Here is a 19947-nt window from a genome sequence, read left to right on the forward strand (position 1 = left end):
CCCCCGGATCTCCGGGGCGGGGCGTCGTCGTTCCCGAGGTCGCGAGGATCCGGAGCGTCGCGCGCGCGTACCGGCGACACTCCTGGTCCGGATGCACCCTCCGCCGCGAAGTTGCCGACGAGTGGCCGCGTGCTGCCTGCGCACCAGCCGCGAGCCGGCCGCAGGCTCGCCGCGGGAAGGCTGGGGCGCCTTGTCGTCGGAGGGCACGGAGAAGCACCCTCATTCGGGGGGCATCTCCGCCCTCCGCCGATACCGATCCCCGCCGCGCCCCCGCGGCTCATGAACTGGAGAACCTCGATGAAGAAGCGTCTCGCCCTCGCCGGTCTCGCCTCGCTCGCGCTCGCCGCGAGCACCGCCGCCCCCGCGGTCGCCGCGGGCCACGACGGCCCCACGATCACCGACATCGCCGTCGCGGCCTCGGGTGGCGTCGGCGCCTACGACACCAACGGTGGCGACTACGACATCCTCGTCGGCGCCCTCGTCGCCACGGGCCTCGCCGGCGCGACCGCCGACCCCTCGGCCGACCTCACGGTGTTCGCCCCGAACGACGAGGCCTTCCTCCGCCTCGTGACCGACCTCACCGGCTCGCGTCCCGCCACCGAGCAGGAGGCCCTCGCAACCGCCGCGACGCTCCCGAACCTCGTCGACGTGCTGCTCTACCACGTGTCGGCCGGCGAGAAGTCGCGCACCCAGGTCGTCAAGGCCGGAAGCGTGGACACGCTCAGCGGCGTCAGCTTCCGCGTCCAGGGCGTCAACCTGCGGGACGGCGCTCCGCTCGCCGACCCGAAGATCCTCCCCGAGTTCTCCAACATCCACGCCTCCAACGGCGTGATCCACACGATCGACCGGGTCCTCGTCCCCGGATCCTGATCGCGGTTCCGCGCCCCGTCACGTCGGCGCGAGCAGGAGCCCCGGCCGTTCGGGTGGCCGGGGCTCCGTGCTGTCCGCGGTCGGTGAGCCGGGCATCCGCCGCCGCCTCTAGGCTGATCGCGTGACCACCCCCGGATTCCTCGTGCGGCCGGCCCGCACCTCCGACGTGCGCGCCATCACGCAGCTCGTCGAGCCGCTCGTGCAGAAGCGCATCCTGCTCGGCAAGGAGCTCGTGGTGCTCTTCGAGTCGGTGCAGGAGTTCGTGGTCGCCGTCGACGGCGGCGGCGAGGTCATCGGCTGCGGCGCGCTCCACGTCATCTGGGAGGACCTCGGCGAGGTGCGCACCCTCGCGGTCGCCGAATCGTGGCTGGGCAGGGGGGTCGGCCACGGCATCCTCACAGCCCTCGAGGATGCTGCTCTCGCGCTCGGGCTCTCCCGCCTGTTCTGCCTGACCTTCGAGGTCGACTTCTTCGCCCGGCACGGGTTCGAGCCCATGGGCGAGCAGCTGCTCGTCGACCCCGAGGTGTACAGCGAGCTGCTGCGCTCGCCCGACGAGGGCGTCGCCGAGTTCCTCGACCTCTCGCGCGTCAAGCCGAACACGCTCGGCAACACGCGCATGCTCAAGCAGCTGCACTAGCACCGGCGGCGACCGCCGACGGCATCCGCCCCCTCGCCCGCGGGCGATCTGCGCACACGCCGCCCGCCCGCCCCGGAATCCGGCCCGCCGCGACGTACCCTGACCCCATGCAGACCCTGCGTCAACCCGTGGGGCCGCTGCCGCCCCAGGTCTACTGGCGCCGCCGTCTGGTGGTCGGCATCGGCCTGCTCGCCGTGATCCTCATCGTCGTGCTGATCCTCGTCCGCCCCGGAGCCGATCAGGCGGGCGCGGGCGACCCGGGCGCGAACCCCGCCGCGAGCGACGCCCCGGCCGACGAGGCGGGCGCCGAGGAGCCCGCCGAGCCCGTCGACCCGGCCGACCCGAACGCGTGCACGCCCGACCAGGTGCAGGTCGCGTCCGTCACCGACGCCGACTCGTACCCCGCCGAGGTGCAGCCGCTGCTCTCGCTCACGCTCACCAACACGGGCTCGGCCCCGTGCGTCGCGACCGTCGGCACCGACGTGCAGGAGTACGTCATCACCTCCGGCAGCGACCGCATCTGGTCCTCGAAGGACTGCCAGACAGACCCCGCGCCGGCCGAGGTCACCCTCGAGCCGGGCACGCCGCTCTCGACGACGCCGTTCTCGTGGCAGCGCGTGCGCTCCGAGCCGGGGGGCGCCTGCGAGGGCGAGCGCACGGCGGCGATCGGCGGCGGCGCGACCTACCGGCTGACGGTCACGATCGGCGGCTTCACCTCCGAGCCGAAGCCCTTCATCCTCCAGTAGCGATGGGGGCGGATGCCCGGCGAGACGCCCGCGGGCGCGTGCGGTCGGCGCCCGCTCTCCCCGGGCATCCCCACCACGGTCGTTCGGCGGCGCCCGCGTAGGCTGGTGGCGATGCCGAAGAAGAAGCGCCCCTCACGCCCCGGCGGCACCCCGCGCCGCATGCCCGGAGCCGCGAGCCCGCTGCCCGAGTCGACCCTGCCGATCGAGCAGCGCCTCGCCGCCGCCCTCGAGAGGCAGGATGCCGCGGCCGTCGCCTTCGCGCTGCGCAACGACCACGTGATCGTGCCCCTGCTCCCCGTCGACGGGCCGTCGCAGGTGCGGGTGTTCCGGCGCGGCGAGGCCGACAAGTACATGCTGCTGCTGTTCTCGAGCCCCGAGACGTACGTCTCGATGCTGCCGAACGAGACCGACCTGCGCGTGCTCGCCTACGACGGGGCGACGCTCGCCGACTTCCTCGAGCAGAACATCGGCGTTCTCGAGGCCGTGTGGTTCGACGTCGCCGGCCCGCACGCGATGCAGGCCGAGCCGCAGACGGTGCTCGACGCGCTGCGGCTCGAGGCACCGGTCGCCGACGCCGCGGAGTAGGGCCGCACGCCCAGACTGCCGGCGGATGTGCCCGAAAGTCGCGAGTGAGCCGGAACTTCCCGGCACAACTGCGACTTTCGCACTCAAGCGCGCGGCATCCGCCTGCCGCAGGTCAGAACTCGGGGATGTCGATCTTCTCGTCGCTCGCGCTCGCGAACGCGAGCCGCACTGCCTCGCGCACGTGCAGCGCCGAGGCGTCGATGAGCGTGCGATAGCCGAGGCGTCGGCCCTCGGCGGCGCGCTGCGGCGCCCCGGCGACGGCGCGGATCTCTCCGGCGAGGCTGATCTCGCCGATCGCGGCGAGATGGCCATCGAGGGCCTTCTCGCGTCGGGCGCTCGCGATCGCGAGAGCGATGGCGAGGTCGGCGGCGGGCTCGGTGAGGCGGATGCCGCCGACGGTGGAGACGTAGACGTCGAAGCTCGACAGCGGCATGCCGCAGCGGCGCTCGAGCACCGCGAGCAGCATGGCCACGCGCGAGGAGTCGACGCCGTTGACGACGCGCCTCGGCTGCGGCGCGCTCGACGCGACGACGAGCGCCTGCACCTCGACGGGGATGGCGCGGCGGCCCTCCATCGCGATGGCGACGCACGTGCCGCTCACGGGCACGGGCGCGTGCGACCGGAACAGCGCGCTCGGGTCGGCGACCTCGGCGATGCCGTCGCCGGTCATCTCGAAGCACCCCACCTCGTCGGTCGGCCCGAAGCGGTTCTTGTGGGCGCGCACGAAGCGCAGCGCGGTCTGGCGATCGCCCTCGAACTGGCACACGACATCCACCAGGTGCTCGAGAAGCCGGGGCCCCGCGATCGTGCCGTCCTTCGTGACGTGGCCGACGAGGATGACCGGGAGGTCGCGCTCCTTCGCGACGCGGATGAGCGTCGCCGCGACTTCGCGAACCTGCGAGACGCCGCCGGCGAGGCCGTCGATGAGGGGGGATGCCACGGTCTGCACCGAGTCGACGATGACGAGCTGCGGCTGCACCTCGTCGATCTGGCCGAGGATCACCGAGAGGTCGGTCTCGGCCGCGAGGTAGAGCTCGTCGCTCAGCGCGTTCGTGCGGCCGGCGCGGAGGCGGACCTGCGCGGTCGACTCCTCCGCAGAGACGTAGAGCACGCGCTGGCCGCGACGGGCGGCGCGCGAGGCGACCTCGAGCAGGAGCGTCGACTTGCCGACGCCCGGCTCGCCCGAGAGCAGGAACGCCGCGCCCGGCACGATGCCACCGCCGAGCACGCGGTCGAACTCGGCGATGCCGGTGGGGGTGTGGCTCTCGTCGCGCGCCGTGATCTCGGTGATCGGGCGGGCGACGCGGGCCTCGGCGACGCGCGCCGAGGTCGTGCGCTGCGTCACTGCGGCCGGGCCGGCTTCGACGACCGTGCCCCACTGCTGGCACTCGCCGCAGCGGCCGGCCCACTTCGGGGTCGTCCACCCGCACTCGGAGCAGCGGAAGGTCGTCGTCGGGCGGGCCATGCTCCCGATGCTACGGCCGAGCACCGACGCCGGGCGATGAGGCGGGCCGACGGTGGGCAACCCGCGCAGGGCGCGGTCAGTCGCCGAGCCGCAGCTGACGCGCCCGGCGGTTCACGGCGCTGGCGAAGGCCGACTCCCAGACGCGGTAGCCGAGGCGGTTGGGGTGGAACTGGTCCCACGTGAACTCCGCCCACGACTGTGGCCCGCGGCGCAGCTCGGTGACGCGGTGCAGCGGCGCGAAGGGGCGGCCGGATGCGCGCACGCGCGTCTCGATGGCGCGCGAGGCGTCCGCGGCATTCAGCTCGCGAGGGCCGAAGTGGAAGCACGGCAGGTCGGCGATCACCGCGTGCCGCGGCACCGAGTCGATGAGCCGCTCGACGCCGGCGACGAACCCGTCGTGGTCGACGTCGCGCATATCGTTGGCGCCGATCGCTACCGTGACGAGGTCGGGTTCGCGACCGGTCTCATCGATGATCGCGCGCAGCAGTGGCAGCTGCCGATCGAGCGCGTCGCCGATGCGCGCGCCATAGCGCGAGAGGTTAACGACGCGCACGGTACGGCCCGAGAGACGCTGCAGACGGTTCCTGAGCAGTCCGACGTAGGAGGAGTCCAGGTCGCGCACGCCGATGCCCTGCGCCGCCGAGTCGCCGATTGCGACGTAGAGCAGCTCGCCCTCGGCGCGCCCGCGGGCCGCCCACTGCCGCCGCCGCTGCCACAGCCAGGGCGTGCGCATTGAGGGGGCCATTCCCGCATCGTAGCGAGCGAGGATGAAGCGGATGCCGAGGGGCGAATGCGGCGGCGGATGCAGCGACGGAAGGCCGGATGCTGCCTTTCCGGCCCGGTTCGCGCCACCCGCCGGCCTGTACTAAACTCTCCCGCGGAACCGTGTCCGAGCGGCCGAAGGTGCAACTCTCGAAAAGTTGTGTGGGTGTTGAGCCCACCGTGGGTTCAAATCCCACCGGTTCCGCGTTGGGGCTCCTTGCGAAACTCGCGAGATCTGGTTGCGAAACTAGGCCCATAGAAAACGCCGCCGAGCGATCGGCGGCGTTTTCTGCGTTCCCGGCGGCCTATCGGCCGGCATGCACGCCTCACTGGCAGTACTCGCGGCCCCAAAGACGACAAAAGGCTCCGCCGGACCCGTGTGCGGGCGCGGCGAAGCCTTCGGTCGTGCAGGTGTGCCTGTTGCGGGTGTCGAGAGGCGAGCAGCCTCTAGGTGCGCAGTGGCTTTGGTGGGGCGCCGGGAACCGCGACAAACGTCTCGACCTTGGGGCCGCGGTTCCTCACGTACGGCGACAGTCCGTCTCGATCGCGGCGTCGACGCACAGCGGGTGCAGTCTTCTTCCGTGCCTCCTTCTCGAAGAAGGAAGCGATGCGCGCGAAGTTCCGCTGCATGATCTCGAGGACGAACATGAACTGAGCTGCGCCGAGGCCGCGCATGCGCCGCCGCGCCGTCGCGGCGATGGAGCTGCTCTCGTACTTGAACTCGCGGTTCCAGCTCTCGACGGTGTTGCGGTCGTGGCGGTAGGCGGCGGCCCACTCCTCGGTGCCGTAGATCAGTTCCTGCCGAAGTTTCTGACCCTCCGACACCGGGAACATCACGGACGTCTGGCGGCAGATGCGATCGCGCTGGTCCTCGCTGGGTGCGTTGAGGATCTCCGGCTTTGCCTTCTTCGACGACTGTGGGTGGATCTCGCGCAGCGGGCACTCCACCTTCGCCTGCTGTCCGATGGCCGGGCACATCCCCCTACGGGGAGGCCCGGACGCTAAGGCTCCCGAGTCCCCCTATGGCCGACTTTTCGTCAGCTCCGGCAGGACCTACGGTCAGCATCAACAGTAGTTTTCGAGATCGTCTCGAAAACACAGGGCAATGGAGCCCGGAACGCCAAGTCAGATGAAGAGCATCACAGGATGGGCGGCGGCGGCTGCAGTCGTAGCTCTACTACTCTCAAGCGCCCCCGCGGCAGCTGCCCCTCCTGAGAACTTGCCCGCACGTGCGCCTTTAGAGGCCTGCATTGCCGCAGCCACGGCCAAGAAGCTGGAGAGCTGGTCCTGCCTCGGTGGACAGCTCACGTACCTGGCGCCGCGCGCTGACGCCGAGCATCCTGCGCGGTATGTGACCGAGCGCGTGGCGGATGACCCGCAGACCGTGGAAGCCGCGGCGAATATTGGGACGATGGCCGTGGGCGACGACTACGACACCTGGTGTGAGTTCGGAACGACCTGCACCCGTCGAATCAGCGCCTACATTTCCGAGACGAAAGGTAACGCGGCCTACGGCGATCAGAATGGTGTGATCGGCACATTCGACGTCATCATACCCAACAGCCTCAATGGTCGGCAGGCTCGCTGGACGGTCTCGTGGATCCACGAGACGGGGCCCAGCATCTCCATCAGCGGGGCAAATGTGCACTGCACCCAGGTGGGTGACTTTTTCAGCTCGTGCGGCACCCACGCTGCGGACAACGGCGATGCATCCATAGCCATCGGGCTAGGCCGATTCAATGGACCGCTTATCTACGGGAATAGGCTGGTGCAATCGGCTCAATACACCGGCGAAGTCCGTGGATGGGTAGTGCCGTCCGGCTACCCGCCGATCCGAATGAACCCGCCGCTCATGGGTCAGAAATTCAACTGCTACGGTAACGACAATTGCTACTTCCCGGGATGAGGCTGGCTGGATGACAAGCGACTCACTGCCTCGAAGCTGGGAAGATTTACCGCGCGAGCCACCCCGGCGTGGAGACGAGCTGAGGCTGGAGAGAAACGGTTGGCAGGCGCTCCTCGCCTATCTTTCCGGCCCAGCGTGGACATATCAGGTGACCGCGTCCAGCGAGCCGGTCGTTGTGTATTCCGATACCACAGGCCATTCGAGGCCGGCCACAGTCGAGGAAGAGCAGATCCGCAGCGAGGAGTTGCGGGTATTCCTGGAAGAGAACTCTGTGCCGTATCCGCCGGAGGGGATCGAGTGGCGCCTCGTGCTTCCGGCTGGAACGGACGGAGACTCGTTCTGGGGTCGCGTCAACCGCTCTGTCGTGGGCCTGGATCCGGCTCAACAGCGGGTCCGGGAGGTCGTAGAGAGAGAGCTTCGTACTCTCTTGGTTAGCGATTGATCGATTGAGCCGTCCCGGCCGGGGCGTAGCGCGGCGGGGCAAATGAGGGGCTGCCGGTGCAGAGTGCGAACGAGAGCTAATCTCCCGTAGGTGATCGAGCATGCGGGTCGTCTGCAGCGGCGGCCCGCCTAGGCAGCCCGCAGAGGATTTTCCGGTCACTCGCAGAGGATGAGCGCTTTTCCCGGGCTCAATCTGACCTGCATCTGGGCGGCTGGAGGAGTTTCGCAAGCAGCCCGCGTTGTCCTGTCTCAGCAAATAGGAAACCCCCGACCCCCTTGGATCGGGGGTTTTCTGCTTCTCAGAGGAAGCCTCGGAGAGCGTCGGCGGCTCGCGTGGTGTGGTTGTTGACGACGGTCCGGCTCGGGACCATGATTGCTCCACCGCTCGCTGAGGCGGCGCCATCGGAGAGTCACCACGCCCCGTAGCAGTCTCCAGGTCCCGCAGTTCAATGACGATCGAAAGGGCACCATGACGACCCACCCCGATCAGCCTTCGGAGCTGTCCGACAACGAACACCTCAGGGTGCTCGGGTACGACGACACCTTCAACAGGTCGATGAGTCTGTGGGCGAACTTCGCCCTCGGATTCACATATCTCTCACCGCTCGTCGGCGTCTACTCGCTCTTCGCGCTCGCCTTGACGGTGGGTGGCCCGCCGTCGATTTGGTGGCTCCTCATTGTCGGAGGCGGGCAGTTGCTGGTCTCTCTCGTGTTCGGCGAGGTCGTCTCGCAGTACCCAATCCACGGCGGCATCTACCCGTGGGCACGCCGCCTGTGGAGCCGCCGCTATGCGTGGATGGCTGCGTGGGTCTACATCTGGGCGATGATCGTCACGATCACCGCCGTCGCGCAGTACGGCGCGGGCTTCGCGGCGAGCCTGTTCGGCATCACCCTGGATGCGACATCCGGACTGCTGCTGGCGCTCGCCCTTCTTCTCATCGCGCTCGTGATCAACTTCGCGGGTACGACGTGGCTGGCTCGCGTCGCCCGCATCGGCCTCGCGGCCGAGCTGATCGGCGTCATCGGAGTTGGCCTGTACCTACTGATCTTCCAGCGCCAGCAGGAATTCAGCGTCTTTTTCGACACGATGGGCGTCGAGGGCGATGGCAGCTACCTGACGGCCTTCGTCGGTGCCGCGCTTGCGGGGCTGTTCTTGTTCTACGGCTTCGAGGCCTGCGGTGATGTTGCCGAAGAGGTCGCGTCGCCGGCTCGCCAGGTTCCGCGCGCCATGGTCCTGACGATCCTCGTCGGGGGCGTCTCGGCACTGTTCTCCTTCGCCGGCTACGTGATGGCGGCACCGAACCTGGAGGCGATTGTTGCCGGCGAGGACGCCGACCCGATCCCGGGCATCCTCAGCGCCACCCTGGGCGATGTCGGCGCCAAGATCTTCCTCGTCGTCGCCGTGACCGCGTTCCTCTCGTGCGTGCTGAGCCTGCAGGCGGCGGCCAGCCGCTTGCTCTTCTCCTTCGCCCGCGATGGGATGCTGCCGGGTCACCGCTGGCTGGCCAAGGTCTCGCCGAAGAGCAAGGTGCCGGTCAACGCGCTCATCGTGGCCTGCACGATTCCCGCGGTGATCTCAGTGTTGGTCTGGATCAACCCCGCTCTGCTCTACCCCGTGACGGCCTTCGCGGTGCTCGGCATCTACGTGGCGTTCCAGATGGTGGTGCTGGCGTCGCTGCGGCAGCGGTTCAAGGGCTGGCGCCCTGCCGGGCCGTTCTCGCTCGGTGCGTTCGGCATGGTCGTCAACATCCTTGCGCTCGCCTACGGCATCTTCGCCATGTATCTGCTCGCCACCCCGGGCGCGTCGGGCGACTTCGTCACCGACTGGGTCGTGCTGATCGGCTTGGGCATCGTGCTGGGCACGGGCGCGATCTACCTGTTCGCGGCGCGGCCCGATGCTAAGTCGACTGCGCCGGCGGGTGACGCGATCGCGGTGGCTGACGAGATCAACCGTCGCACCGGCTCGATCCCGACCGTGCGGAAGTAATTCGACGAACTGACCCGAGTGTCGCACGACGGAACGACTCCGCCGTGCGGCACTCGGCACGGTACGATCGGCGAATCAAGGGGAGTACTCCTTCGAAGCCGACTCGTCACTACGAGCACGCCTTCGTGCCCCGGGCGGCTTGCCCTGGTTCGCCGGGGTGGAAGTGACCCTGGTCATTCATTGACTGACCAAGGAGCACCCCTGAGGGCGTCACGCCCCTCATCTGGATCATCACCATCGCGGTCACGATCGCGTTCTTCGTCGCTAGATCCGGCGGGCTCAGTAACACAAGGGTTGCCCTACGGCGCATGTCGGTTAGCCATCACGTTCGGGTGTCGGTCAGGCCTGTAGTTCTCCGGTTCCTGATCGATGCACGACCCCAACGATCCCCGAAGCTTGATGTGCCGCGGCGTAGGCGGAACCCACCCAGGGACGCGTCCTCGATCCGCGTCAACCCCGGGCGTCCTATGACGACGGGCACGAACACGCCGGGAGCGACCCCCGACCCTCATCACTCGTCGCTCTCGAACGCGGTGCCCGGCAAAACGACCGAGGGAATTCTCGACTCGGAGCGGTATTACTACCGCCGGGTCTACGTGGATGCGGTGCGGGCGATCACCGCGGTCGCCGAATCGGTGCACGTCGACCCGGCTCGCATCGTTGTGGCCGGGGGCAGCCAGGGGGGCGGGCTGGCGCTGGCTGCTGCGAGCCTCAGCGACGTGCCCGTTGGGGCGCTCATCGACGTGCCGTTCCTGTGCCACTTCGGCCGAGCGATCACGGTCAGCGACCGCGACCCGTGCCGCGAGATTTCGCGCTACCTCAGCGTGAACCGCGACCACGCCGAGCGGGTCTTGCGCACGCTGTCGCATGTCGATGGCGCGTCTCTCGCCTCGCGCGCCACGGCGTCAGCCTTGTTCTCCGTCGCCCTCATGGACGCCACGTGTCCGCCCTCGACCGTGTATGCCGCCTACAACCGGTACGGGGGCCCCAAGTCGATGGCGGTCTACCCGTTCAATGACCACGAGGGCGGGCAGGAGTTTCACCAGGTCGAGAAGTACCGATGGCTCGCGCGACTCTTGCGCTGAAGGTTGCCGCTGCCGTCGCCTGCGGGCGACTGGGCACCGCACCTTCATCACCGCCGCGGGCGCTCGCCGCCGCGTGCGCGAGCGGGCGTTGCGGCCGGCGCGCCACGGCCCGCCGGCGCGGCTGCGACCCGACGTGCGCATCGACGTGCGCACCGACGGCGGACGGCCGATCTACACGATCACGCCGACTCTCAGCAGCCCGGTGGGCAGCGTCGTGTACGCCCACGGCGGCGGCTGGGTGAACGAGATCGCACTGCAGCACTGGCAGCTGGCGGCCCAGATCGCGGCAGAATCCGCCACGGTCGTCTCGCTTCCGATCTCCCCGCTGGTGCCGTTCGGCACGGCGGCCGAGGTCACCGAGCGGGTCGCGGCCCTCGTCGTCGAGAACCGGGAGCGCTACGGCCCGACCTGCCTCGCCGGAGACTCCGCGGGTGGTCAGATCGCACTCAGCACGGCGCTGGCCCTGCGCGACGACGGCATCGCACTGCCCGTGACGGTGCTGATCTCGCCGGCCGTCGATCTGAGCTGGAGCAACCCGCGCATCCCCGAGGTGCAGCCCACCGACCCATGGCTCGGCGTGCCGGGCGGCCAGGTGCTCTCCGACCTCTGGCGAGGCGACCGTGAGCTCACCGACCCCGTCGTCAGCCCGCTGTTCGGCGATTTCGCCGGGCTCGGGCCGTTGACCGTGCTCACCGGAACCCGCGACGTACTCAATCCCGACGCCCATCTGCTCGTGGCGAAGGCCCGCGCGGCCGGCGTCGAGGTCGCGTTCACGGAGATCGCCGGACAACTGCACGTCTACCCGCTGCTGCCCACCCGCGAGGGTGCGAGGGCGCGGCGGGTAATCGTCGCGGCTCTCCGCGAGGCGGTGCGGCGGCCCTGATGGCGGCGGCTCCTCAGTCCTCCGATGACTCGGCGGGCACCTTCACGGTGAGGCCCCCGGCCTCCACCCAGGTGCGGAACGCCACCGCCTCGCCGAACTCATCGCCGTCGAGCTCGATCAGCTCGGGCTTCTCGACCGTGAGCGTGAAACGGGAGCCCTTGAGGTAGTTGAGGGCCTTGACCTCGTCGGTGCGCAGCTTCCGACCGAGTCTCGTGCGGCTGAGCACTCCGTTCTCCCACACGATCTTGGTGAACACCTGCACCCAGTTGACGAAGCCCTCGGGGCGCAGGAGCACGATGTCCAGTTTTCCGTCGTCGACGGCGGCGTCGGGCATGAGCAGCACGTTGGCCTGCAGAGTGCCGCAGTTGCCGACGATGACGGTGTGCGCGCGCATCGACTTCGATCGGCCCCCGTCGAGCTTGTAGCGGATGCGCAGCTGGTTGTCGTCCTTCAACGCGATGGCGATCGCTTTGACGTAGGCCAGCCAACCCACCTTCGCCTTGAGCTCCTCGTCGGTGTTGGCGAGCATCTGAGCGTCGAGCCCGAGCCCCGCCATCACCAGGTACGCATGCCGGTCGACAGAGGAGTCCGCACGGCGGATCTCGATCATCCCGAGGTCGATCGCGCGATCGTCGCCGGTGAAGGCGGAGTGGATGGAGTGCTCGAGGTCGTCGAGCGTGAGCTTGAGGTTGCGCGCGAGCAGGTTGCCCGTGCCCGAGGGGAGCAGGGCGAGCGTCACTCCGTGCTCGTGCACCGCCTCGGCGACGGCGCGCACGGTGCCGTCGCCGCCTGCGACGATGATCATCTCCGCGCCCTCGGCGAGGGCCGCTTCGGTGGCGCCCTGGCCCGGATCCTCCTCAGAGGTCTCGAACCACAGCGTGGTCCCCCACCCTGCGGCGGACTCCTCCTCTGCCACCACGGCCTTGATGGCCGGCAGGTCGACCTTGATGGGGTTGTACACGACAGCGGCGACGCGGCGGCGGCCGGCGGGCCCGTTCGTCGAATCGGCTGTCATGGCGCCTCCCCCTTCTTGCTCTTCTTCGCCTTCTTCACGAGCTTCGCCGCGATGTCCGGCACGAACTGATGGTCATCGCGGGGCGGGCGCTCGTAGTCGGTGGCCTCCGGCCGGTCGGGGATCTCCACCGGCTCCGGCTCGGTGCGGTGGTAGTCGATCTGGCTGAGCAGATGGGCGATCGAATTGAGGCGCGAGGCCCGCTTGTCGTCACTCTCGATCGTCCACCAGGGCGCTTCGGGGATGTCCGTGGCGTCGAACATGGCATCCTTCGCCCGCGAGTAGTCCTCCCAGCGATGGATCGACTCGAGGTCGGTCGGCGACAGCTTCCACCGCCGCATCGGGTCCTCGAGTCGAGACGTGAAGCGCTCCTGCTGCACCTCGTCCGACACCGAGAACCAGTACTTGATGAGGGTGATGCCGTCCTCCACGAGCATCCGCTCGACGACGGGCACCTGGTGGAGGAACCGGTGGTACTCCTCATCGGTGCAGTACCCCATGACGCGCTCGACGCCGGCGCGGTTGTACCAGGAGCGATCCATGAGCACGATCTCGCCCTTGGTCGGCAACCGCTCGACGTAGCGCTGGAAGTACCACTGCCCCTTCTCACGCTCGGAGGGCTGCGGCAGCGCGACGACGCGGGCGTGCCGCGGGTTGAGGTACTGCATGACGCGCTTGATCGCGCCGCCCTTGCCGGCGGCGTCGCGGCCCTCGAAGATGACGAGGATGCGGGCGCCGGTCGCGATGACCCACTGCTGCATCTCGACGAGCTCGATCTGCAGGCGCTCGAGCTCCGCCTCGTAGAGCTTCTTCGGCACGCGCTTCACATTCGTGCCGTGCTTCTTCGTCTTCTTCGACATGCGTCGCCTCTCGGTCGCCTCACCCTAGCCCCCGCGCGGAATCGAGGAATCGTTATGGTCGGCCCATCATCAGCATGGAAGCCCCGAGGGCATCACGAGCCAGCCGCCGCTACGGCGTGAGCAGCACTTTCCCCGTCGTGCTGCGGCTCGCGAGCGCGGCCTGCGCCGCCCCGGCCTCGGCGAGCAGGAAGCGGGCGCCGACGCGCACGTCGAGCTCGCCCGCCGCGAGCGAGGCGAACAGGTCGCGGTAGCGCCAGGCGCGCTCGTCGGCGGTGCGGAGGAAGTGCCCGATCGTCGGGCGGGTCACGCTCAGCGAGCCGCCCGAGTTCAGGCGCTGGAGCTCGAACGGCGGCACCGGCCCGCTCGCGGCGCCGAACAGCACGAGCAGGCCGCGCACGGCGAGCGCCGCGAGCGAGCCGTCGAAGCTCGCGCGGCCGACGCCGTCGTAGACGACCGGCACGCCGTCGCCGTCGGTGAGCTCGCGCACGGTCTCGGTGAAGCCCTCGTACGGGATCGTCCGCCACGCGCCGGCCGCGCGGCTGAGCGCGGCCTTCTCGTCGTCGGATGTCGTCGTGATGACGCGCACGTCGCGCGCGGCGAGCACCTGCGTGAGCAGCAGCCCGACGCCGCCGGCGCCCGCGTGCAGCAGCACCGTCTCGCCCGGGCCGGGATGCGCGACCGACGTCGACAGGTAGTGGGCAGTGATGCCCTGCAGCGGCAGCGCGGCCGCGGTGTCGAGGTCGACCCCGTCGGGCACGACGACCGCGCGGTCGGCCGCGACCGTGAAGCGCTCGGCGTAGGTGCCGCGCGCCTCGCACGTCGTCACGCGGTCGCCGACGCGCAGGGTCGTGACGCCCTCGCCGAGCTGCTCGACGACGCCGGAGGCCTCCGAGCCCGGAGTGAAGGGCAGACCCACCGGGTAGCCGCCGGAGCGCTGGTAGATCTCGATGAAGTTGACCCCGGAGGCGTGCGTGCGGACGAGCACCTCGCCAGGCGCCGGGGCGGGAGGCGGAGCATCCGTCGCCTGCAGGACCTCGGGGCCGCCGGTCTCGGTCATCACGATCGCGCGCATGCTCGTCCTCTCCGCGGGGTGCGGAACGAGCCTAGCCAGGATGCCCGACGAGAGCGGGCCGAAGAGGCGGGCCCTGCTCCCCGGCTCCCCCGAGCCGGGGAAGCAGTGTGCACCGACCGAAGTCGTGCCCCCCAGTGAAGCGTCACGTACGATCCCCCCGGATCTGTGCCGCTACCACGACGGTAGTGGCCGGCCCGGGAGCGGTCATCCCCCACTAGGGGGAGCCTACGTTCGGGGGGCACCCGACAGGGGGGTCAGCGACCTCTCGACCCGCTCACTGGAGCCAGTCGGGGTACTGCGTCTCGACGACGTTGCGGTGCGCGCGCACGCGGCTCTTGAGCCAGTTGCGGCCGAAGACGGGGTGCAGCGGGTTCGCCGGGTCGCGGTCGACTCCGGGGGCCTCGGCGGCGAGCCCCGGGGGCAGAGTGATCGTGGGCACCTCGGCGTCGAGGGCCGGGCCGTGGAAGTACGGGATCGAGATGCGCTCGGTGCCCGGCGCGGGGGACAGCACGCGGTGCTTGGTGGCCTTGAGGTAGCCGTCGGTGGCGATCTCCAGAAGCTCGCCGATGTTGACGACGAAGGCGCCGTCGATCGGGGGCGCGTCGATCCAGGCGCCGTCCTTCTCGACCTGCAGGCCGCCGCGGCCCTCCTCGACGTAGAGGAGGGTGAGCACGCCGAGGTCCTTGTGGGCGCCGACGCCCTGGGCCGGCTCGGGCGCGTCGACGCCGGGGTAGCGGGCGATCTTCAGGTGCGGGGAGGAGTTCGCGAAGGCCGCGTCGAAGGTGTCGGCCGGAGCGCCGAGGGCCTCCGCCCAGGCGCGCAGCAGGCGCGTGCCGATCGCGTCGAGGCGGGCGATCCACTCCTCCGACACCTCGCGCAGCTCGGGCAGCGCCTCGGGCCACAGGTTCGGTCCCTCCAGGGCCCAGTAGCGCTCGACGCCCTCGGTGAGCGGCACCGCGGGGCGCTCGGCGCCGATGTCGATCTGCTCGCGCCAGTCGGTCTGCCCGAGCGTCTGCTCGCCGCCCATGCGCGTGTAGCCGCGGAAGTGCGGGCTCGTGACGTTCTCGATCGCGAGCTTGTCCTCCTCCGGGAGGGCGAAGAAGGCGCGAGCCGTGTCGAACGCGCGGGCGATGAGCTCGGCCGGGACCCCGTGGCCGACGAGGTAGAAGAAGCCGACCTCGTGCGTCGCGCGGCGCAGCTCGTCGCGGAAGCGCGCGGCGTCGGCGTCCGTCCCGTCGAGGAGGGACAGGTCGAGCACGGGGAGGGTGAGGGCGGAAGCGGGGGTCGTGGACATGATGAGCGGTGCCTTTCGCAGCGGGCGGCGACGGGCATCCGTTCTGTCAGGATGCGGTCGGCCGCGAGTGTCGTCGAGGGAGCGCGGGGATGCGCGGAGGGTGCTGGTCGGTCAGAGAGACGAGCGACAACAGCAGCGACGACACAGGAGGCGACTCATGATGCGTCGAGAGTAGCAAACGCTCGCCCGGGTCGGGAGCCCGGATGTCGCGGGGCTCTCGCGGCGCTGGCGAGGGCGGCTCATTCGTTCCTCGAGCGTTCCTGACGGCGGATCGATGCTGGCGGTGGCGAAAGGTGCATGCCTACACTTCTGCACACCCTGCAAATATGCCTTGCCTGCACCATCCGGCTCGGGATATCGCCCAGTCGGAACGGAGCGCACACGTGCCTTTCACCTACTCACTCGACACCGCGCGACTGATTCGCGTCGCTGCGTCGCTCGGCCTGGAGAGCGACCCCGACTTCGACCTGGCGGCGCACCCGCAGCCGGTGCAGCCGCGCGTGCACTCGCCGTACTTCGCCGAGTGGGACTTCGACCTCCCCTCCCACGGCGCCGGCTACTTCGACGACGAGGCCGCGGTGCCGATTCGGACTGCGATCGGCTCGTGACCTCGTCATCGCCGCCGCTGCGGGAACGCAAGCGCGCGGCGATGCTCGAGCAGCTCGAGCGCACTGCCGTCGAGCTCGCCGCCGAGCACGGCTACGACGCCGTCACCGTCGAGATGATCTGCGAGGCGTGCATGACCTCGCCGCGCACCTTCTACAACTACCTCGGCTCGAAGGAGGCGGCCATCCTCGGGCCGCGCACCCCCTTCGCGTCGGAGGAGCAGGTGCGGCGTTTCGTGCACGAGCCAACGGATGACGTGCTGGTCGACTTCCTGACGATGGTGATCGACTCGCTCACCGAGGTCGCCGTCGACCCGGCGCTCTACCGGCTGCGGCAGCGCGTGATCTACACGACGCCGGAGCTCTCGGCGAAGCGGCTCGCGATCGACGGGGAGATGGAGGCGCGCTATCGTGCCGTCGTCGTCGAGCGGTTCCGCGCCGCGGGGCGAACCGAGGCGACGGATGCCGAGCTCGACGACGAGGCCCACATGGTCATCGCGCTCTCACGCGGCGTCCTCACCTACACGGCGGCGAAGTGGTACGAGCCGGGCTTCGACCGGACGGTGCGCGAGCTCATCGAGAACTCCATCGTGCTCGTCCGCCGGGTCCTGACAACTTCCTCCTAGACCCTCGACACATACCCCAGGGGGGTATACAGTGCCGGCATGAGCACGCACGCTGAGCACACGCAGGAGCAGATGCACGAGCCCGCGCCGACGCCCGAGCACGGGGGCCACGAGGCCCATGACGCCCCACAGGGCGCTGGAGCGCACGCGGGCCACGGCGGCCACGGCGGCCACGGCGGCCACGCCGACCACGTCGGCCAGTTCCGCCGCCTCTTCTGGTGGAACCTCCTCCTCGCCCTCCCGGTCATCGGCTTCAGCACGATGTTCGCGATGATCCTGGGCTACGAGCTCCCGGGCATCCCCGGCATCGAATGGATCTCGCCCGCACTCGGAACCGTCATCTACGTCTGGGGCGGCCGGCCGTTCCTCACCGGCGCCGTCGACGAGCTGAAGGCCCGCAAGCCGGGCATGATGCTGCTGATCGCGCTCGCGATCACGACCGCCTTCCTCTCCAGCATGGGCGCGAGCCTCGGCCTGCTGCCGCACGAGCTCGACTTCTGGTGGGAGCTCGCCCTGCTCGTCGTCATCATGCTGCTCGGGCACTGGATCGAGATGCGCTCGCTCGCGCAGACCACGAGCGCCCTCGACTCGCTCGCCGCCCTGCTGCCCGATGAAGCCGAGCGCATCACCGACTCCGGCACCGAGACGGTCGCCCCGAGCGAGCTGCGCCTCGGCGACCGCGTCATCGTGCGGCCGGGCGCGCGGGTTCCCGCCGACGGCCGCATCGTCGAGGGCTCGGCCGCCTTCGACGAGTCGATGATCACGGGCGAGTCGCGGGCCGTGCAGCGCGAGGTCGGCGACCCGGTCGTCGCCGGGACCGTGGCCACCGACTCGGGCGTGCGCATCGAGATCACGGCGGTCGGCGACGACACGGCGCTCGCGGGCATCCGTCGCCTGGTCGAGACGGCGCAGAGCTCGTCGTCGCGCGCGCAGCGCCTCGCCGACACAGCCGCGGCCTGGCTGTTCTGGTTCGCGCTCGGCGCCGCCGCGATCACCGCGATCGTCTGGTTCGCCCTCGGGATGCCCGGCGACGCGATCGTCCGCACCATCACCGTGCTCGTCATCGCGTGCCCCCACGCTCTCGGCCTCGCGATCCCGCTCGTCGTGTCGATCGCGACCGAGCGCGCGGCCCGCGGCGGCGTGCTCGTGAAGGACCGCCTCGCGCTCGAGAGCATGCGCACCGTCAGCGCCGTGCTCTTCGACAAGACCGGCACCCTGACGAAGGGCGCCCCGACCGTGACGGCCGTCGAGACCGCGGGCGCGCGCAGCGCCGGCCCGATCGGCGAGGACGAGCTGCTGGGTCTGGCCGCCGCCGCGGAGGGCGACAGCGAGCATCCCCTCGCCGCGGCGATCGTGCGCGCGGCCGCCGAGCGCGGCATCGCCGTGCCGGCGGCCTCGGGCTTCACCTCGAGTCCGGCGACGGGCGTGACGGCGAGGGTCGAGGGCCGCACCGTGAGCGTCGGCGGCCCGAGCATGCTGCAGCGCCACGGCGCGACCGAGCTGCCGGCGGCCGACGCGTGGCGCGAGCAGGGCTCGATCATCCTGCACGTGCTCGTCGACGACGAGGTCGTCGGGGCGCTCGCGCTCGCCGACGAGATCCGCGCCGAGTCGCGCCAGGCGGTCGACGCGCTGCACGAGCGCGGGCTGACGGTCGTCATGATCACGGGCGACGCCGAGGCCGTTGCGCAGTCCGTCGCCGCCGAGCTCGGCATCGACCGCGTCTTCGCCGGGGTGCGGCCGGAGGACAAGGCGGCGAAGGTCGCCGAGCTGCAGGGCGAGGGCTTCCGCGTCGCGATGGTCGGTGACGGCGTCAACGACGCCCCGGCGCTCGCGCAGGCCGACGTCGGCATCGCGATCGGCGCCGGCACCGACGTCGCGATCGGCTCGGCCGGAGTGATCCTCGCGAGCGACGACCCGCGATCGGTGCTCTCGGTGATCGAGCTGTCGCGCGCGAGCTACCGCAAGATGACGCAGAACCTCTGGTGGGCGGCCGGCTACAACCTCATCTCGGTGCCCCTCGCGGCGGGCGTGCTCGCCCCGATCGGGTTCATCCTGCCGATGTCGGTCGGCGCCCTGCTGATGTCGGCGTCGACGGTCGTCGTCGCTCTCAACGCGCAGCTGCTGCGCCGCCTCGACCTGCGCCCCGACCGCCTCGGGCGGTAGGCCGCGCCGTCGCGCGAACGGGTGTCGAGAGCCTCTGGCGCGCGCCCGCGGAGAGGGCCATACTGTGGCCGTTCGGTTACCTCGGATCGGGAGGTGCACCATGGGCGTTCTCGCGTACAGCGCGGAGCGCATGAGCTTCCACTTCGACGACGCCGTGCTCGCGCACGTGCAGGCGGTCGTCACGGCGAAGCTCCGCAGGGGCGAGTGCTTCTTCCTGTCCTGGCGCGATCCGCAGGTCGTCGGGGGAGGGCGCAGTGCGATCTGGCTCCACCCGGCGATCCCGCTGGGCTTCCACTACGACAGCGTCGAGCGGCCGTCTCTCGACCGGCAGCTGCTCGAGGAGATGGCCATCGCCGCGCACGGCGCCGGGGGTCTCGATCTCTCCGACGAGGTGCACCTCAGCCGCACCGCGATGCCGGCCCACAACACCGTGAAGAGGCACGACCTCCCGATGACGGTCTGAGCGCCGGGTCGGGGCCGGTGGCCGCATGAGGAATCATCCATCCGCATGGAGTCCAGGTCACCCGGGTAGCATGCCCCCATCATGCGCTTTCGCCGCGATGGCGGCGACACCGGAAGGATTCTGCACGATGGGGACCCTGATCTACGGCTCGGTCGGCCAGCAGTTCGAGTTCGACGACCGCGTGCTCGCGCACCTGCAGGCGCTGTTCTCGGCCAAGCTGCGCCGCGGCGAGAACTTCTTCCTCAACTGGCGCGACCCGCAGAGCGTCGGCGACGGGCGCAGCGCCATCTGGATCGACACCTCCGTGCCGATCTACTTCAAGTACTCGAGCGCCGCGCACGGCCCGCTCGACCGCGAGTGGCTCGAGGAGATGGCGGTCGCCGCTCTCGGCCCGCAGGGCCTCGACCTCTCGGACGACCCGCGCATGAAGCGCCAGGTCACCGCCAAGGGCAACAGCGTCAAGCGCAAGGATGCCCACTAGGGCC

Annotated in this window: 21 protein-coding genes and 1 tRNA gene; 15 read left to right on the top strand and 7 right to left on the bottom strand. The window is 70.1% G+C overall.

Annotated features, from left to right (window positions below):
* Nucleotides 1–297: 297 nt before the first annotated feature.
* From ASG83_RS05835 to ASG83_RS05850, 4 genes are all read left to right on the top strand, one after another.
* A complete protein-coding gene (locus ASG83_RS05835) occupies nucleotides 298–870 on the top strand; it encodes a fasciclin domain-containing protein (RefSeq protein WP_055859378.1) in 573 nt (190 codons plus the stop codon).
* Between the two features lie 121 nt (nucleotides 871–991).
* Nucleotides 992–1507, top strand: coding sequence for an amino-acid N-acetyltransferase (locus ASG83_RS05840; RefSeq protein ID WP_055858028.1), 516 nt, complete (start codon nucleotides 992–994; stop codon nucleotides 1505–1507).
* Nucleotides 1508–1614: 107 nt separating this feature from the next.
* A complete protein-coding gene (locus tag ASG83_RS05845; RefSeq protein ID WP_055858031.1) occupies nucleotides 1615–2253 on the top strand; it encodes a hypothetical protein in 639 nt (212 codons plus the stop codon).
* A 111-nt stretch (nucleotides 2254–2364) separates the two neighbouring features.
* Nucleotides 2365–2838, top strand: a complete 474-nt coding sequence (locus tag ASG83_RS05850) for a dehydrogenase (RefSeq protein WP_235451360.1) — start codon at nucleotides 2365–2367, stop codon at nucleotides 2836–2838.
* A gap of 112 nt (nucleotides 2839–2950) precedes the next feature.
* Here ASG83_RS05850 and radA read toward each other — a convergent pair whose 3' ends face one another.
* Both radA and ASG83_RS05860 read right to left on the bottom strand, forming a co-directional pair.
* Nucleotides 2951–4303, bottom strand: a complete 1353-nt coding sequence (radA, locus tag ASG83_RS05855) for a DNA repair protein RadA (RefSeq protein WP_055858035.1) — start codon at nucleotides 4301–4303, stop codon at nucleotides 2951–2953.
* 76 nt (nucleotides 4304–4379) lie between these two features.
* Nucleotides 4380–5048, bottom strand: a complete 669-nt coding sequence (locus tag ASG83_RS05860) for an SGNH/GDSL hydrolase family protein (protein WP_082599102.1) — start codon at nucleotides 5046–5048, stop codon at nucleotides 4380–4382.
* A 134-nt stretch (nucleotides 5049–5182) separates the two neighbouring features.
* Here ASG83_RS05860 and ASG83_RS05865 point away from each other — a divergent pair.
* Nucleotides 5183–5270 (top strand) — tRNA-Ser (locus tag ASG83_RS05865).
* A gap of 242 nt (nucleotides 5271–5512) precedes the next feature.
* Here the strand turns inward: ASG83_RS05865 and ASG83_RS05870 are convergent.
* On the bottom strand, nucleotides 5513–6043 hold the full coding sequence (locus ASG83_RS05870; RefSeq protein ID WP_055858040.1) for a hypothetical protein: 531 nt from the start codon (nucleotides 6041–6043) through the stop codon (nucleotides 5513–5515).
* A 373-nt stretch (nucleotides 6044–6416) separates the two neighbouring features.
* Here ASG83_RS05870 and ASG83_RS05875 point away from each other — a divergent pair, with 373 nt between their 5' ends.
* The 5 genes from ASG83_RS05875 (at nucleotide 6417) to ASG83_RS05895 (ending at nucleotide 11367) form a co-directional block, all read left to right on the top strand.
* A complete protein-coding gene (locus tag ASG83_RS05875; RefSeq protein ID WP_055858043.1) occupies nucleotides 6417–6971 on the top strand; it encodes a hypothetical protein in 555 nt (184 codons plus the stop codon).
* A 10-nt stretch (nucleotides 6972–6981) separates the two neighbouring features.
* The gene (locus tag ASG83_RS13400; protein WP_369813312.1) at nucleotides 6982–7413 is read left to right on the top strand and encodes a DUF5956 family protein; all 432 of its coding nucleotides are present in this window, start codon (nucleotides 6982–6984) and stop codon (nucleotides 7411–7413) included.
* Nucleotides 7414–7881: 468 nt separating this feature from the next.
* Nucleotides 7882–9399: an APC family permease gene (locus ASG83_RS05885; RefSeq protein ID WP_055858048.1), complete on the top strand. Its 1518-nt coding sequence runs from the start codon at nucleotides 7882–7884 to the stop codon at nucleotides 9397–9399.
* Nucleotides 9400–9866: 467 nt separating this feature from the next.
* Nucleotides 9867–10484, top strand: a complete 618-nt coding sequence (locus ASG83_RS05890; RefSeq protein WP_235460041.1) for an acetylxylan esterase — start codon at nucleotides 9867–9869, stop codon at nucleotides 10482–10484.
* Complete coding sequence (locus ASG83_RS05895) at nucleotides 10414–11367, top strand: alpha/beta hydrolase fold domain-containing protein (protein WP_082599104.1); 954 nt, start codon at nucleotides 10414–10416, stop codon at nucleotides 11365–11367. The genes ASG83_RS05890 and ASG83_RS05895 overlap by 71 nt, the downstream gene beginning before the upstream one ends.
* 13 nt (nucleotides 11368–11380) lie before the next feature.
* Here ASG83_RS05895 and ASG83_RS05900 read toward each other — a convergent pair whose 3' ends face one another.
* From ASG83_RS05900 to ASG83_RS05915, 4 genes are all read right to left on the bottom strand, one after another.
* Entirely contained in the window at nucleotides 11381–12382 is a 1002-nt protein-coding gene (locus tag ASG83_RS05900; protein ID WP_055858053.1) for a diacylglycerol kinase family protein, read from the bottom strand.
* Nucleotides 12379–13239: a polyphosphate kinase 2 gene (gene ppk2, locus ASG83_RS05905; protein WP_055858055.1), complete on the bottom strand. Its 861-nt coding sequence runs from the start codon at nucleotides 13237–13239 to the stop codon at nucleotides 12379–12381. The genes ASG83_RS05900 and ppk2 overlap by 4 nt, the downstream gene beginning before the upstream one ends.
* Nucleotides 13240–13348: 109 nt before the next feature.
* Nucleotides 13349–14311, bottom strand: a complete 963-nt coding sequence (locus tag ASG83_RS05910) for a quinone oxidoreductase (protein ID WP_055858058.1) — start codon at nucleotides 14309–14311, stop codon at nucleotides 13349–13351.
* 274 nt (nucleotides 14312–14585) lie between these two features.
* Complete coding sequence (locus ASG83_RS05915) at nucleotides 14586–15605, bottom strand: isopenicillin N synthase family oxygenase (protein ID WP_055858060.1); 1020 nt, start codon at nucleotides 15603–15605, stop codon at nucleotides 14586–14588.
* 383 nt (nucleotides 15606–15988) lie between these two features.
* On the opposite strand from ASG83_RS05915, the gene ASG83_RS12795 reads away from it, so the two are divergent.
* The 5 genes from ASG83_RS12795 to ASG83_RS05940 all read left to right on the top strand — a co-directional run bounded on the left by ASG83_RS12795 (nucleotide 15989) and on the right by ASG83_RS05940 (nucleotide 19943).
* Nucleotides 15989–16213, top strand: a complete 225-nt coding sequence (locus tag ASG83_RS12795; protein ID WP_055858062.1) for a hypothetical protein — start codon at nucleotides 15989–15991, stop codon at nucleotides 16211–16213.
* Nucleotides 16210–16836 carry a TetR/AcrR family transcriptional regulator gene (locus ASG83_RS05925; RefSeq protein WP_055858063.1) on the top strand — a complete coding sequence of 209 codons (627 nt, stop codon included), beginning with the start codon at nucleotides 16210–16212 and terminating at the stop codon, nucleotides 16834–16836. Before ASG83_RS12795 ends, ASG83_RS05925 begins: the two co-directional genes overlap by 4 nt.
* Nucleotides 16837–16875: 39 nt before the next feature.
* On the top strand, nucleotides 16876–18999 hold the full coding sequence (locus tag ASG83_RS05930) for a heavy metal translocating P-type ATPase (protein ID WP_055858065.1): 2124 nt from the start codon (nucleotides 16876–16878) through the stop codon (nucleotides 18997–18999).
* Nucleotides 19000–19099: 100 nt separating this feature from the next.
* Complete coding sequence (locus ASG83_RS05935; protein ID WP_200932257.1) at nucleotides 19100–19462, top strand: hypothetical protein; 363 nt, start codon at nucleotides 19100–19102, stop codon at nucleotides 19460–19462.
* 127 nt (nucleotides 19463–19589) lie between these two features.
* Complete coding sequence (locus ASG83_RS05940; protein WP_200932256.1) at nucleotides 19590–19943, top strand: ATP-dependent DNA ligase; 354 nt, start codon at nucleotides 19590–19592, stop codon at nucleotides 19941–19943.
* The last annotated feature ends 4 nt before the right edge of the window (nucleotides 19944–19947 follow it).

This window comes from Yonghaparkia sp. Soil809, from assembly GCF_001429705.1.
Taxonomy (GTDB): Bacteria; Actinomycetota; Actinomycetes; order Actinomycetales; family Microbacteriaceae; genus Microcella.

Bases quoted from the DNA above. Each gene is read 5' to 3' on its own strand.
- ASG83_RS05835 (WP_055859378.1), top strand. From the start codon at position 298: ATGAAGAAGCGTCTCGCCCTCGCCGGTCTCGCCTCGCTCGCGCTCGCC.
- ASG83_RS05845 (WP_055858031.1), top strand. From the start codon at position 1,615: ATGCAGACCCTGCGTCAACCCGTGGGGCCGCTGCCGCCCCAGGTCTAC.
- ASG83_RS05850 (WP_235451360.1), top strand. From the start codon at position 2,365: ATGCCGAAGAAGAAGCGCCCCTCACGCCCCGGCGGCACCCCGCGCCGC.
- radA (WP_055858035.1), bottom strand. From the start codon at position 4,303: ATGGCCCGCCCGACGACGACCTTCCGCTGCTCCGAGTGCGGGTGGACG.
- ASG83_RS05860 (WP_082599102.1), bottom strand. From the start codon at position 5,048: ATGGCCCCCTCAATGCGCACGCCCTGGCTGTGGCAGCGGCGGCGGCAG.
- ASG83_RS05870 (WP_055858040.1), bottom strand. From the start codon at position 6,043: ATGTGCCCGGCCATCGGACAGCAGGCGAAGGTGGAGTGCCCGCTGCGC.
- ASG83_RS13400 (WP_369813312.1), top strand. From the start codon at position 6,982: ATGACAAGCGACTCACTGCCTCGAAGCTGGGAAGATTTACCGCGCGAG.
- ASG83_RS05885 (WP_055858048.1), top strand. From the start codon at position 7,882: ATGACGACCCACCCCGATCAGCCTTCGGAGCTGTCCGACAACGAACAC.
- ASG83_RS05890 (WP_235460041.1), top strand. From the start codon at position 9,867: ATGACGACGGGCACGAACACGCCGGGAGCGACCCCCGACCCTCATCAC.
- ASG83_RS05895 (WP_082599104.1), top strand. From the start codon at position 10,414: ATGACCACGAGGGCGGGCAGGAGTTTCACCAGGTCGAGAAGTACCGAT.
- ASG83_RS05900 (WP_055858053.1), bottom strand. From the start codon at position 12,382: ATGACAGCCGATTCGACGAACGGGCCCGCCGGCCGCCGCCGCGTCGCC.
- ppk2 (WP_055858055.1), bottom strand. From the start codon at position 13,239: ATGTCGAAGAAGACGAAGAAGCACGGCACGAATGTGAAGCGCGTGCCG.
- ASG83_RS05910 (WP_055858058.1), bottom strand. From the start codon at position 14,311: ATGCGCGCGATCGTGATGACCGAGACCGGCGGCCCCGAGGTCCTGCAG.
- ASG83_RS05915 (WP_055858060.1), bottom strand. From the start codon at position 15,605: ATGTCCACGACCCCCGCTTCCGCCCTCACCCTCCCCGTGCTCGACCTG.
- ASG83_RS05930 (WP_055858065.1), top strand. From the start codon at position 16,876: ATGAGCACGCACGCTGAGCACACGCAGGAGCAGATGCACGAGCCCGCG.
- ASG83_RS05935 (WP_200932257.1), top strand. From the start codon at position 19,100: ATGGGCGTTCTCGCGTACAGCGCGGAGCGCATGAGCTTCCACTTCGAC.
- ASG83_RS05940 (WP_200932256.1), top strand. From the start codon at position 19,590: ATGGGGACCCTGATCTACGGCTCGGTCGGCCAGCAGTTCGAGTTCGAC.